General features: G+C 45.3%; 10 protein-coding genes. 6 read left to right on the top strand and 4 right to left on the bottom strand.

Annotation, left to right across the window (positions count from 1 at the left end; all coding sequences use genetic code 11):
• Positions 1-14: 14 nt before the first annotated feature.
• Positions 15-554 (bottom strand): GspH/FimT family pseudopilin, encoded by a 540-nt coding sequence (locus tag KBW69_RS07400; RefSeq protein ID WP_257280474.1) that lies wholly within the window; start codon positions 552-554, stop codon positions 15-17.
• A gap of 340 nt (positions 555-894) precedes the next feature.
• Between KBW69_RS07400 and KBW69_RS07390 the strand changes: the two genes are divergently transcribed.
• Genes KBW69_RS07390 through KBW69_RS07360 form a run of 6 tightly spaced genes read left to right on the top strand, consistent with a single transcriptional unit; the run spans position 895 to position 8,671 of the window.
• Positions 895-1,377, top strand: a complete 483-nt coding sequence (locus KBW69_RS07390; protein WP_306674515.1) for a GspH/FimT family pseudopilin — start codon at positions 895-897, stop codon at positions 1,375-1,377.
• On the top strand, positions 1,371-1,889 hold the full coding sequence (gene pilV, locus KBW69_RS07385) for a type IV pilus modification protein PilV (RefSeq protein ID WP_257280473.1): 519 nt from the start codon (positions 1,371-1,373) through the stop codon (positions 1,887-1,889). The genes KBW69_RS07390 and pilV overlap by 7 nt, the downstream gene beginning before the upstream one ends.
• Positions 1,890-1,900: 11 nt before the next feature.
• A complete protein-coding gene (locus KBW69_RS07380) occupies positions 1,901-2,977 on the top strand; it encodes a PilW family protein (protein WP_257280472.1) in 1,077 nt (358 codons plus the stop codon).
• Between the two features lie 2 nt (positions 2,978-2,979).
• Positions 2,980-3,438 carry a PilX N-terminal domain-containing pilus assembly protein gene (locus tag KBW69_RS07375; protein ID WP_257280471.1) on the top strand — a complete coding sequence of 153 codons (459 nt, stop codon included), beginning with the start codon at positions 2,980-2,982 and terminating at the stop codon, positions 3,436-3,438.
• Positions 3,439-3,451: 13 nt separating this feature from the next.
• Complete coding sequence (locus tag KBW69_RS07370) at positions 3,452-8,227, top strand: pilus assembly protein (RefSeq protein WP_257280470.1); 4,776 nt, start codon at positions 3,452-3,454, stop codon at positions 8,225-8,227.
• A 15-nt stretch (positions 8,228-8,242) separates the two neighbouring features.
• Positions 8,243-8,671 (top strand): type IV pilin protein, encoded by a 429-nt coding sequence (locus KBW69_RS07360; RefSeq protein WP_368736471.1) that lies wholly within the window; start codon positions 8,243-8,245, stop codon positions 8,669-8,671.
• A 51-nt stretch (positions 8,672-8,722) separates the two neighbouring features.
• Here the strand turns inward: KBW69_RS07360 and KBW69_RS07355 are convergent, their stop codons facing one another.
• The 3 genes from KBW69_RS07355 to KBW69_RS07345 all read right to left on the bottom strand — a co-directional run bounded on the left by KBW69_RS07355 (position 8,723) and on the right by KBW69_RS07345 (position 11,924).
• The gene (locus KBW69_RS07355) at positions 8,723-9,583 is read right to left on the bottom strand and encodes a D-hexose-6-phosphate mutarotase (RefSeq protein WP_257255630.1); all 861 of its coding nucleotides are present in this window, start codon (positions 9,581-9,583) and stop codon (positions 8,723-8,725) included.
• Between the two features lie 131 nt (positions 9,584-9,714).
• On the bottom strand, positions 9,715-10,926 hold the full coding sequence (locus tag KBW69_RS07350) for an alginate export family protein (RefSeq protein ID WP_257280469.1): 1,212 nt from the start codon (positions 10,924-10,926) through the stop codon (positions 9,715-9,717).
• A gap of 128 nt (positions 10,927-11,054) precedes the next feature.
• Entirely contained in the window at positions 11,055-11,924 is an 870-nt protein-coding gene (locus KBW69_RS07345; RefSeq protein ID WP_257255053.1) for an ABC transporter ATP-binding protein, read from the bottom strand.
• Positions 11,925-11,940 lie beyond the last annotated feature (16 nt).

Raw genomic sequence — 11,940 nt, 5'->3', positions numbered from 1 at the left:
ATTTCACAGTCTAATCAGTTGCACGTTCCCGACTCTGACACCCTTGCTCTCCCGGTGAGACTCAGGACTATCTGCCTGACTTCAAAGCCACTCGAATTGGCTTCACAGAGAGTAAAAGTGCCTGCTTGTCGGGCTTGCCCATGATAGTTAAAACCCAGCGTATTGCCGTTATTCCACTGCATCGAAACCAGATTCTCCGTTTTTTCAAAGACCCTGATTAGCTGATCTCCCGAATCCAGAGCACCATCAGCATCTTCATCTTCAAACACCAGCCACCCTGTGCTCCAGTTCGTCAGTGAGTTATCACACCCCGACCCATTACTGGACTTGCAAATCGAAACAGGACTTCGTCGTTTAATAGCCTCACTTCGGGCCAGCAACATACTGCCGAACAGTGTCTGGGTATGTGCTGCGACACGACGATCTGCCAACAAGTCTTTCAAAGAGGGAGCTGCAATGGCGATAAGAACTGCAAAAACAGACAGTGTTACCAGCATTTCAGGGAGCGTCATCCCTGCTTTGCTTATCCGCTTTTGAACCAGTCTGAACACCATAATCAGTTCTCTGCATCGATGCTTCAGGAAGAAGGTTTTTCATCGTCTTACTGCACTCTAGTTGTTCTTGATATCGAACCGTAGAAGTACCACTTAAGGGCCGGATAGTAAGACCACTTCAACCGACCAATGGCAAACACCACTTTATTTACCAGAATAAAAACCTGCAACACACAAGAAAAATACAATATTTATCGCAGCTCGTCCGGGCTAAATGCCGATTATCGATATCCACTGCCAACTGAAAAAACATTGTGATCAACTCTGGCATGCAACGTTGCAGTCCACGCTTTGCAACGTGCGAAAAGAAAAAAATAAATATAATAAGAATTACTTTCTAATGGATGTTCAGATTTCAACAACCGACTCAGGCTTTACCCTGATAGAGCTAATGGTGACAGTAGCCATCATCGCTATCGTCGCCAGTATTGCGATACCCAGCTATCAGAGCAGTATTCAAAACAGCCGAATTACCTCTAACTCCAACTCTGTACTTGCGGCTCTTCAATACGCCAGAAGCGAAGCTGCCTCCCGAAATATTCCTGTACAGGTCTGCGGATCCACCGATCAGACAAACTGTGACAACGCTGACTGGTCTGCCGGTTATATCATTCTCGAAACCAATACCAACACTGTGCTTAAAGTGTTTGAAGGCGTTACAGGAAATGTCATCACAGGAGGCGCAATCGTTGCATTTAATGACGAGGGTCATTCGACTAACAATACGCTCTCGGTTTGTGATTCACGCGGTAATAACTACGCAAATAGTATAACGATCAATGGTTCAGGACAGGTAAGGATTGGAGGGACTCCGTCGTGTTGAAGAAAGAAAAGGGCTTTACCATGATCGAAATAATGGTGGCAGTATTAGTTTTGGCCATTGGCCTTCTTGGCGTGGCAGGGTTACAGATACTGAGCATGCAATCTTCCAATGGAGCTTTAAATCGCAGCCAGGCCACGATGCTTGCTTATGACCTTGCCGAGCGGATGAGACGTAATCCTGGCACAGCTCTCAGTGACGGCTATTCAGACATTTCTATTGAAGCTGATGGTTCACAAAAGGCGGCTCCAAACTCTCCAAATTGTATTTCTACAGGTTGTACCAATACCCAGCTCGCAACACAGGATATCAGGGAGTGGCTTGACAATATCACCGATGTTCAAGGTATAGGTCTGAGCGGGAATAATTGGCAATCTGCTCTACCGGGAAGCACTGCCAGTCTGGTAAGAAACGCTAATGAATTTACTCTGACTATTAACTGGACGGAAGCAGGTACAGATAATGGCAACAAGCAAGAGTTAAACAAGAGTTATGAGATGAGGTTTACATTATGACAACTACTCAGATGCCTCATCAGCAAACAGGTTTGGCTTTGGTAGAGTTAATCATTGCCTTGGCATTAAGTGCAGTCCTGATGCTCGGCGTTACCAGAATGTTCGCAGACAGCGTTTCCAACAGTTCATCGGAAACGGCCCTTGCCCAGGTTCAAGATAGTGCTCGCATTGCCATGGAAGTCATCAAGAAAGACGTACGGATGGCCGGTTTTCAAGGCAATGCTCCAAGCTCTGTTGTACCAGAAACCAATTCTCTGGTTGACCTTTCACAGCAGGCAGTGAGTATTGTTGCAGACACTACTGATGCCACAAACAGTGACATCCTGAGAGTACAGAGAGCCTTCGAAACCAGTAAATCAATGGACTTGAGTGATAGCAACGCAGGAAATGGAGTTGTAAGAGTTGTCAACTTTTATGACACAGCCAATGGCAACCAGTTACAGTTTGACCGGGCAATCTGTTATGACTCAGACGATATATTCTTGATCACTGATGGACAAAAAGTTGCCACCTTCAAGCCCCAACAAGCTGCAGCATGCATCACAACCAATCCTGAAACCTCTAGTAATGAAAGAGTCACTCCAATCGGAGAGAACGACAACGGTATTAACTTATCAGGCTTTGCTATTCCTGATGATTGCTCGACAGCAACACTTGAATTTTGTCCTATTTTGTATCAACTGGGTTCTGCAAATGGAAGCACATATGCAGTTCAAGACCGATTGGACTCGAGCAATAACCCATTAACAGCCACTGACGGAAATACTATTCCCGCTCTTTTCGTGAACGGGGATGAGATGGTAGAAGGGGTAGAGAACCTGCAGTTTCTCCTGGGCATTACGGATTCATCAGGAAACACTAAATATGCCGAAAGCTGTTCATCTACAGAAATTTCGTCTGGTGATTGCAATATTACTCATATAAAACTCAGTATGGTGGTCTCTTCAAGTTTCCCAGTCAGCTCACAGCAAAATAATCAGTCTTACCCCATCTTAAATGTGCAAGCTGCTCAAAGTACATTTCAGCCTAATGACCGCAGGTTGAGAAGAGTATTTACTAGCACCATTCAGCTGAGAAATAGAGGCTAAACATGAATAAGACTAAACAAGATGGTGCGATCTTATTCGTCTCATTGATCATACTACTGCTGATCACCATCGTTGCTATAGGGAGTAGTCGCCTCTCAACAAACGGCCAGAGAATTTCATTTAACTATCAGCTGAAGAACTCAACCTTTCAGACTGCAGACAGCTCTTTGATTGAAGCTCAAGTCATGTTATCTGATAGCCCAATAGCATCAGAGCAAGCTAAAGATCCTGGTGGATTTAGTTTAAGTTCAACGACAAGCAATTCAGTCACTGGCCTGCAGATTCAGTCCAACACAAATACTGTTCGGACAGGTATTCTGGGGGGTAACTCTTTAAGTGCTGATGGTTCTGCACCAAAGGTTTACGTTTATACCACTGAAGCCACATCAGAACTTACCGCTATGAATATCAGCACGGTGCTCGAAGAAGGCTTTATAAAGCCTGACGTCGTCTCAAACTAACAGGATAATAATAATGTTGTTTCGAAAAGGGCTAACAACGTTAGTCACCTCTTTATTATTAACAACCAGTACTCTGTCCTCTGCAGACGACACTGACATTTTTCTGAGCAATCCTAATTACGACAGCAGCATTAAGCCAAACGTCCTTTTTATACTGGATAACTCTGGCTCTATGGACTGGTCTCTGACTGATAATGATGATGCTGGTTATGGAGAGGATTCTCGGCTGGACGTCATGAAAGTTGCATTTTCTGACATTATGAGCAATGCATCTGATATCAATGCTGGCTTAATGAAACTTCATGCCAGATCCGGGGAACCCAGCAGACTGACATTTCCCGTTACAGATATAGACTCTCTGTATGGCTCAAATATTATTCTGGCCGGGACACCTGAGCTTTTGGAATCGACTGATGATGCAAATGAGGATATTGCAACAGGAACAGTAACTACATCTTCCAACAAACTGATCCTTGGTATAGTGAGCAATTCGGCTATAAGTGATCAAGAACAAACCTATCAGCTTCAAAACTATTATGACAGTCCTGAAGGGCTTATTTCAGATGGTTCAATTTGGTATGACACATCATACTACTCATTTTATAGCACCCAGTTAAATGGCCTTTATTTTAGAGATTTAAATATACCTTCCAATGCTGTTATTGAAGAAGCTCGTATCAAATTTCGCAGCCGATATGCATCCAGTGAGTTCGTAGAGATAAAAATCGATGCAGAACTGGCAAAAAATCCACAGCCGATGGGACCTAATCAAAGTAGTTATGGCAACAGAAATAGAACGTCTGCTAATACACTCTGGTCTCCAAATGATTGGTCAGAAGGCACTAACAGCGAATCTGACGACATTTCAAACATTATCCAATCTATACTGGACGACTCTTCACTCAACTGGGTTGCAGGCGAAAAGCTAAAAAACCTTGCCTTGTTTATGGAGGTTACTGGAGGGACACCAAATGATCGACATATTTATAAGGAGCAAGAAAACAACGGCCACAATGCGAGCTACGCTCCAAAGTTGTATATCAAATACTCTGTACCTGAGAGTACAACAGAGAAAATGACTGGGATTCGCTTCCAGTCAGTTGGTATTCCCAGTGGTTCAACAATTAATAGCGCTAAAATTGAGTTCACATCTTCGGAAAATCGCTCTGCTCCAATTTCATTGAATGTTTATGCTGGTAAGCCAACAGGTAGCCACAATGGCCCGTTTTCTGAGAGCCACCAGAACCTCAGCAGCAGAGAAAAATTTGGTTCTATATCTTGGACACCAGGCAACTGGACTCAGGGAACTTCACAAAATCCCAGCAAGTATGATGTCAATGTAACAACACTGCTTCAACAGGTAGTTAACGACAGTAACTGGTGTGGTAATAACAGCAGTACCTTCTATTTCCAAAAAAGCTCAGGTGATGGCAACCGAATTGCACACAACATTGATGGTAACAGCTCCAAAAAACCTCGCCTTGTTGTCGAGTATACTCCACCCGCAGATGGCAGTGGTTGTTTAACTGCAACACTTAATACTCGTATAAACGGTTCTGATCAGGATGCCTATGAGTGGCATTATGATGGAAACATGTACGTCCAATACAATGAAATACGACTTGGTGGAAATCAGAGTACGTACTCAAGCGGCGGGCTGCATTACCCAAACCTTCCACTGAAAAAAAATGCCACCATTCTTGAAGCTTATCTGGAACTGACTTCCGATGCTGATAGCTATGGCAACATGAACATCAGAATTCAAGCCGAAGACAAAGATACTTCTTCTGCCTTTACCAGTGGCTACAGAAATATAACGAAAAGAAACAGCCTGACTTCAGCATACGTTGACTGGGGTATAAACCAAAGCTGGAGTAATGGGACAACCTACCGTTCACCTGATATCAAGAATATTATCAATGAAGTCATCAACCGAAATGGTTGGCGAGCAGGCAACAACCTGACTTTCATATTCAAAGCGACTGGAGGTGAACGCTATGTCAGGAGTTTTGATAGAAGCCCTTCCTATTCACCTAGACTGATTGTCAGAGTTGCCAGTGGAGGAATCGATAGTAGTGCAGGATACCGGGTAAAAGATCATCTGGTCTCCCTGGTTCAGAACATGTCAGCAGGTGGAGGAACTCCTATTGTTCCGAGTATGTATGACTCCGCCAAATATTATACAAGCAGCTTCGCAGGAAAGAGTTCCCCTATTATAAACGCCTGTCAGACTAACCACCTGGTATTACTTACAGATGGGCAAGCGAATAGTAATACCGACGCAGCAAAGAATGGTATTGCCAGTTTGACAGGACAGAGCTGCACAGCTGACGCCAGCAATGATGGTGAAAAGTGTGGCAGGACACTGGCAGACTGGATGGCAACCAATGACCTCAGCAGCTCTATTGAATCTGATAACGTAGTCACGACCCATACAATAGCCTTTGCAACTCAAACAGATCAGAATGCAAAAAAATTCATGGAAGATTTAGCGGCGGAAGGTAAGGGTAGCTATTTTGTTGCTTCTGATGCGAAGGAGCTGGCGGATGCTTTTAACGACATTGTCAACAGTATTCTTGATAACGAAAGTACATTTGCAGCACCTGGTGTAGCCGCAAATTCATTTAACCGTTCCGGACACCTCAACAAATTATATTATTCTATATTCAAACCTTCAGAGACCGATCGCTGGCAGGGCAACCTGAAAAAGTATCAATTGCTGGGAGATCCTGCTGAAATATATGATAACAGCTCAACGCCTAAGCCCGCCGTAGATACCTCTACAGGTTTTTTCAAAGAAGATGCGTTTAGTTTCTGGAGCACAAGTATTGACGGCGGTAAAGTCGAAAAGGGTGGTGTAAATGATATCCTCTCGGTTTCATCCTCCAATAGTAGTCATCGAAAAGTTTATACCTTTCTTGGTAGTAGTCCTGCAGGTGTAAATAGTGGCGCTCAAATCTTAACCAGCACTAATGCAGTCGTAGATACAAATAATTCGCTATCACCGACTCTGTTCGGACTAAGCGATAGTCAAACGACCGAAAGAGATGAGCTTATTAACTGGATCAGGGATCGTTCCAAAGGTATCGGAGACCCACTTCACTCCACACCTGCGTTGGTCAATTATAAATGTAAAAACTACTCTGCAAGTGCTCCTTTCAGCTGTGCAGAAAACCAGCTTGACCTCACCCTCTTCCTCGGTACAAATGATGGCATGTTCCACGCTGTTAATGCGCAGACAGGTGAAGAACTGTTTGCCTATATGCCAAAGGAATTACTTCCCAATGTCAGGCACTTAAATACCAATGGTTCTACTAATAGAACACCGGGTCATGGACGCCCTTACGGATTAGATGGTCATCTGGTTCTTTGGGCAAATGATGTGAATAAGAATGGCGTCATATATGGTGGAGCAGATACTGCAGATAAAGACAACGATGGTAACACTACAGAGGAGTTGAGTAAGACAACTCCAAATGATGGAGAGTTTGTTTACGCCTACGTAGGCATGAGAAGGGGAGGGAGAAATTACTATGCCTTGAATGTGACTGATACCGGCAATCCAAAAATGCTTTGGTACATTAATGGCGGTGTGGCCCCCTTCCAGCAATTAGGGCAATCCTGGTCAAGACCGGTTCGAACCAAGCTCAAAATTGGTGCTGATAGCAAGGACGTACTGATTTTCTCCGGGGGTTATGATGTCAACCAGGATTCTCAGGCTCTGTATTCACAAGACAGCATGGGAAATGCAATTTATATTGTCGATGCAAAAACCGGAGCTTTGATCTGGTCTGCCAGTCATTCAAGTGGACATACTCTCACCTTGAACAAAATGAAGTACAGTATTCCAGGTGGAGTGACGGTAGCGGATATCGATGGTGATGGATATGGCGACCAGCTCTTCTTTGCTGATACTGGAGGGCAAGTCTGGAGACTTTATATTAACAACTGCACAGCAGATTCAAATGGAAGTGTCAGTAACTGTGCCGTCCAAAGTCTCAGTGACAAACAACATCTCATATGGGCTGCAGATGATGATGGAGGCGGCTTCTCAGACAGTGATGATGGCGTCATTGCATACATCGGCTATTCGAATGATATGACAGCGACTCAGAAGAAGATAAATGCAAGAAAATTCTTCACTCGCCCAGACATCTCTGACCTGGCTCTGAACGGTAAAAGGCAACTTGCAATCAGCATTGGCTCAGGATTGCGTCCAGATCCTCTGGGTCTACTCAATAGTGATGTTCAAGATAGATTTTACATGCTGGTTTCACCAAAACTGGCAAACCCCACCGTCGATACTGCCAACAGAAGTAGCAAGGCTGTACCTCCTCACACGACAATCAAGCACAATGTCGGTACTCTTGCCAATTTCACTCCAGACAGCAATGGCAATGCCAGCACTGCGGAAATAGCCAAGTTCGGGGCAACCAATAACTACGGCTGGTTTATGAACATGAGAAATGACGAGAAGGTCATGAGTGATCCCGCGATCTACTCTTCTCAGATTTATTTCAATACTTACATACCCTCTGCACAAGCATCTAACACCTGCTCAGCTGTTGCAGGAGAAGCCTGGAGCTGGCAAGTAAACCTGACTGGTAAACTGGTTGAAAGAGACGAAATTGAAACTAATGGCATTGTGGGCAACTCAGTCTTTGTCAGACTTGCTTCAAACGCTGATGGCAGCGGGACAAAAGAGGATTACATTATCAGGGGACTTGATCCTGAAAAACTGAATTCAGGAAGCCCGGAAGGTAACACTTACTGGATACAAAAGAAATAATAAAGGGGAGTAACAGTGAAGAGGAATATTAAGGGTTTTACTCTGATAGAAATGATGATTGTTGTCGCAATCATTGGCATTCTGGCAACTATAGCAGTGCCAAGTTACAACCAGCATGTCACTACTTCTGCTATGAGGGATGCTGAGTCATCTCTGATTGGACTAGCTGGAGCAATGGAGAGACATAGAGCTCAAAGAGGCTCTTACCTGGGCGCTTCCGTTGGAGGTGGAGATGACAACAATGGTGCTCCCAGCATTTTTGTTACCCAGAGCCCAGAGAGTGGTAATGCCAACTTCAATCTGGCCATTGCAGTACCTGCGAATGGCAGAACCTATACGCTGACGGCAACGGCCACAGGAAGCTCCGGCATAACCGCCAATGCCACTATTACATTAGACTCTGTAGGGACTCGTGGTGGCACGGCTGCGGGAGCCTGGAACTAGCCACAAGAAAAAAAGCCCTCAGCAAAATTGGGGGCTTCCTGCAAAAACCAATCACCCCACAAAAATCTCAGCCATCAAAACATGACTCTGCCCCGGCTCCAGCTCTACGGGAACCTGAGGCAAGGTTACCGTTTCCACACAAACCATAGACTTGTAATCAAAAGTAGGCACGTCGTGCATTTTTTCTGCCCGAACAGGCCCCGGGTTCCAGACAACTGTGCCGTTGCTACCGGATTTTTTGATAGTGATTTTTCTTCCAATACCGGGATCATGCAGGATGCAGGTTTCGTTGTCATCAATATAGGTTCTGTCAACCTCACCCTCGATGATCACTTCGCCTTCCTGAATAAAAGCTCTGCTCTCGTCGGTCTCATCCAGGTAACGTTTCCCATCCAGTCCTTCAATCCAGATCAGATCCGTATTTGAAACACTAAAATAAGTATGCAACGCCTGACTTATTTGAACCTTCCTGGAGCCATTGTTTCTGGAGGTCAGACTGATTCTCAGTGTTTCTCCAACAATAATATCTATACCCAGGCCTGCTTTCCCATCCCATTCTTGAACACCGTCGATGGGCAAAGACAACACGACTCTGGTCTTGTCATTGTCCAGCGTTTCACTCAACTCATATTGCCAAAGTTTTGTACGGGCAAAACCATGATTGGGGCCTCCTTCCTTTCTGGAACCAAACCATGGCCAGCAAACGGGCACACCACCACGAATCGCTTTTCCCTCAGTCATATCTGCCAGTGGGCTCATCCAGAGGACTTTCTCCTGACCTTTTGGCTGATAACTCAAAACCTGTCCCCCTTGCAATGAAATCATGGCGTTGGCAAAAGGGTTGTCGATTTCAAGAACAGGCACAGAGCCCACCATTCTGGGTTTGATGGCAGAATTCGTTTGAAAAGTCATAGCGATACTTCCTGAGTTGAGAGATCAGAATAACAGACTCACCTTACAGTGAAATGATCAAATACCTCCTCTGCACGTCTACTTGCACCTATTATGAAAAAGGGAAGCTCAAGCCTCCCTTTTCGCTAATGTTAGAAACTTAAACCCACCCACAACCAGAATTTATCAGTATCGACCTTGCCAGCAGCCTCATCGCCGGCAGTGTAGGTCGCATACTTCACACCTGCGTTATAGTGTTTCCCAAACTTTTTGCTGTAAACCAGGTCGATCTCTTTACCCAGATCTTCAACAGTGGCGGTCTCTTCGTCAGCAGTAAAGTCGTGATAGGTAACCGACCACTTACCACCAAAGAGCTTGCCACCCACCGAAGCATAAAGATCTTTAAGACCCTCAGCAGGAGTGCTCAGGAACTGGTCCGTCCAGCCATTGAACTTATGAGCGGTAGCCAGTGGTGTCGAGAAGCCATAATTACCATCATCAGAGCCCAGCACTTCATAACCCACTTTGGTGGTAATACCGAATATCGCTACTCCACCTTCGACAAAGTAGAAATTGGCATCGTATTTATTTGAGCCTGATTCGCTCTCCTGAGTGGCATACTCTCCGGTGTAGAGGAGTTTCAGGTCACTGACATCTGCCGAACCTGAGAGTCGCACGCCGTAGGTATCCAGACTGTTGTCGGTATCATCATCCAACTCAAGTAAGTACGCGTAACCGGTCAGTTTGCCTAAGGGTGTGGCATAAGAAGCATTGAGCAAATGATCCTTGGATCTCAGATCCTTTTCTTCTGCAAAAATCCGGTTGCGTTTGTTGATGTAAGCGTACTTCAGTGACAATCCTTCAACAGGCATATAATCAGCGCTAAGGGCATTAAAGGTTTGTCGATCCTGTCGCCAGCCCACATGCCCTACAAAACGTTGATTGTCGTAAGCGATGACCTGTCTGCCGAGCTTTGCAGTCAACCCTTCCATTTTATATTGAATAAACGCCTGATCGACTTCCGTAACTCCCGGGTCAGCAATCACAGAATAGTCAGTACCATTGCCAACCGTATCATTGTAATCATCAATACCCGCTATGGACCTCGAGTCTTCAAATTCCAAAAGGCCAGAAAAGCCATAATAATCACCTGTCTTGTATCCCAATCGAGACCGAAGCGTCAGTGCTTTAGCATCTTTCTTGGTATTGTCTTGATCAACCGTCTCGTATCTGAGCCTGAAGTCACCAAACGCCTCCCCGCCGGTAAGCGCTTCTATAAATTCATCGGCCTGTACCTGAGTCGTTGAGACAGCCGCTGCCCCCGCAATAGCTGCTGCCAGTAGTGTTACCTTTGTGTGTTTCAAGGACTTAAACTCCGTTTTTTTGTTGTGAATAATCTTTTATCACCGGGGCGACAAAAATTATTTCTCTCGCTCATTGCTGATTTATTGTTGTTATTGTTGATTGAGCTGCGTTTTTATCCTTTCGGATACTACGCAGCCTGAAAGCTTTTCTTACTGCCGGAAGCTTCTTTTTTCTTTTTATGCTTGCTAATGTTTTCCACCTTGCGTTGTTTCTCATAGAGGAACTTCAATACTTCTGAGCGCAGGCGGGTGTACTCAAGGTCTTCTGCGAGAGCCAAGCGATCTCTGGGACGTTCCAGATTGATGTCAAGAATTTCACCAATAGTGGCTTCTGGCCCATTGGTCATCATGACGATACGATCTGACAGCAACACGGCTTCATCCACATCATGGGTAATCATAATGACGGTATTGTTCAGCTCCTGCTGGATCTCCATCAAAGAGTCCTGCATGTGAGCCCGGGTCAGGGCATCGAGGGCACCGAAGGGTTCATCCATCAGCAAAATTTCCGGCTGCATGGAGAGAGCCCTGGCAATGCCGACACGCTGCTTCATCCCTCCGGAAATTTCTTCAGGTCGCTTGTGCATGGCATGCTCCATATGCACCAGCTCGAGGTTATGCTCTATCCATTCTTTGGTTTCAGACTTGCTTTTTGAGCGTCCAAACACCTGCTTAACCGCCAGCTCAACATTCTGATAGGCTGTCAGCCAGGGCAACAAAGAATGATTCTGGAACACGACGGCTCTTTCCGGCCCCGGTTCCCTGACTTCTTTACCGTTAAGGACTACGCCTCCGGTAGTGGCCTGGTATAGCCCGGCAACAATGTTCAGTACTGTTGACTTACCACAACCCGAATGGCCAATCAGCGAAACAAATTCTCCTTTGCTGATCTTCAGGTCCACTCCTTTCAGTGCCGTGAATGGACCTTTTGGCGTATCAAACACCATGTCGATATGGCTGATATCCAATAAAGTGCTGGCTGCTTTTTGAGCGTTCATGTCTGTTTCACCTCCG

The organism is Endozoicomonas sp. ISHI1 (assembly GCF_024606225.1).
In the GTDB taxonomy this organism is placed as follows: domain Bacteria; phylum Pseudomonadota; class Gammaproteobacteria; order Pseudomonadales; family Endozoicomonadaceae; genus Endozoicomonas_A.
Note: the sequence above shows the minus strand (reverse complement) of the source record. Positions and strands in the feature narration are given on the sequence as shown.